This is a genomic window from Marilutibacter chinensis (genome assembly GCF_021725675.1).
In the GTDB taxonomy this organism is placed as follows: domain Bacteria; phylum Pseudomonadota; class Gammaproteobacteria; order Xanthomonadales; family Xanthomonadaceae; genus Marilutibacter; species Marilutibacter chinensis.
The window spans coordinates 1-1,279 of the sequence record NZ_JAKJPO010000033.1 but is presented as its reverse complement, the minus strand read 5'-3'; the positions used below and the strand labels follow the sequence as shown (position 1 = coordinate 1,279).

Annotated in this window: 1 protein-coding gene; it reads left to right on the top strand. The window is 71.3% G+C overall.

Going from position 1 to position 1,279, the window contains the following annotated elements:
* A partial coding sequence (locus L3V18_RS19185) for an ATP-dependent DNA helicase RecG (RefSeq protein ID WP_237057067.1) occupies positions 1 to 1,232 on the top strand: 1,232 nt, incomplete at its 5' end.
* Between the last annotated feature and the right edge of the window lie 47 nt (positions 1,233 to 1,279).

Here is a 1,279-nt window from a genome sequence, read left to right as displayed (position 1 = left end):
CCGGCAAGACCGTGGTCGCCGCGCTGGCGGCGATGCTGGCGGTGGATGCGGGCAGGCAGGCGGCATTGATGGCGCCGACCGAGCTGCTGGCCGAGCAGCATCTGAACAACCTGCGTGCGTGGCTGGAGCCGCTGGGCGTGCGGGTGGCCTGGCTGGCCGGCAAGGTCACCGGCCGCGCGCGCTCGAAGGTGCTCGCCGAGGTCGCCTGCGGCGACGCCCAGGTCGTGGTTGGCACCCATGCGCTGATGCAGCAGGGTGTCGGGTTCCACGACCTGGCGCTGGCGATCGTCGACGAACAGCACCGCTTCGGCGTGCACCAGCGGCTGGCCCTGCGCGACAAGGGCGCCGGGGGCGTCGACGATGCCCATGCGGTGGTGCCGCACCAGTTGGTGATGACCGCGACGCCGATCCCGCGCACGCTGGCGATGGCCGCCTATGCCGACCTCGACGTCTCGGCGATCGACGAGCTCCCGCCCGGGCGCACTCCGGTGCAGACGGTCGCGATGAGCGCCGGTCGCCGCCCGGAGCTGGTCGAACGCATCCGCGCCGCCTGTGCCGAGGGCCGGCAGGCCTACTGGGTCTGCACGCTCATCGACGAGAACGAAGAGGGCGGGAAATCCGACCAGGGAGGGTCGGGCGCCCGGATCGAGGCGCAGGCCGCGCAGACCGCTTTCGAGGAGCTGTCCGTGCAACTGGCGGGCCTGCGGGTCGGCCTGGTGCATGGGCGGATGAAGGCGACCGAGAAGCAGGCGGCGATGCGCGCGTTCAAGGATGGCGAGACCGACCTGCTGGTCGCGACGACGGTGATCGAGGTCGGCGTCGACGTGCCGAACGCATCGCTGATGATCATCGAGAATGCGGAGCGGCTCGGTCTTGCCCAGTTGCACCAGCTGCGCGGCCGGGTCGGGCGCGGCAGTGCCGCGTCGAACTGCGTGCTGCTCTACCAGCCACCACTGTCGGCGCTGGCGAAGCAGCGGCTGGAGACGATGCGGCAGACCCAGGACGGCTTCGTGATCGCCGAGAAGGACCTGGAGCTGCGCGGCCCCGGCGAGCTGCTGGGAACCCGCCAGACCGGGATCGCCGGCTTCCGCGTCGCCGACCTCGCCCGCGATGCCGACCTGTTGCCGCGCGTGCACGAGGTCGGCGAGCGGCTGATGCGCGAGTCGCCGCAGCTCGCCGAGCGGATCGTCGCACGCTGGATCGGCGGTGCCGCACGTTACGCGTCGGCCTGAGCAGGCGCAGGAATCCGCTCTGGATCGATAGAATGGCAGGCCGAAAA